Source organism: Psychrobacter sp. W2-37-MNA-CIBAN-0211 (assembly GCF_040309405.1).
Lineage (GTDB): Bacteria > Pseudomonadota > Gammaproteobacteria > Pseudomonadales > Moraxellaceae > Psychrobacter > Psychrobacter glaciei.
The window spans coordinates 1-322 of the sequence record NZ_JBEOOU010000078.1 but is presented as its reverse complement, the minus strand read 5'-3'; the positions used below and the strand labels follow the sequence as shown (position 1 = coordinate 322).

Genomic DNA, 322 nt, shown 5'->3' with positions numbered 1-322 from the left:
GTCGATCAGCATGCGCTGATACGTCATGTCGGTGTCCGCGCTCACGCCCATCACCACGAGCAGCAGCACGCGCGCCGCGCACGGGTCGCGCAGAAACGCGAAGAACGCGGCGAGCCCCGCGTCGACGCGCTCGCGCAGTTCGCCGCCGCGCGCGGCGACCGCCTGCGCGACCGCGTCATGCAGTTGCTGCGCGTGATGCAGGTAGGTGCAGCGCAACAGATCCTCGGTGCTGTCGAACGCCGCATAGAAGTAGCGATCGTTCAGCTTCGCTTCCTGGCAGATCGACCGCACGGTCGCCTTGCGAAAACCCACCGTGCCGAAC

Annotated in this window: 1 protein-coding gene; it reads right to left on the bottom strand. The window is 67.4% G+C overall.

Going from position 1 to position 322, the window contains the following annotated elements; all coding sequences use genetic code 11:
* Positions 1-322: TetR/AcrR family transcriptional regulator (locus AAEY72_RS14370; RefSeq protein ID WP_352311184.1), on the bottom strand; the 322-nt coding region annotated here is incomplete at both ends.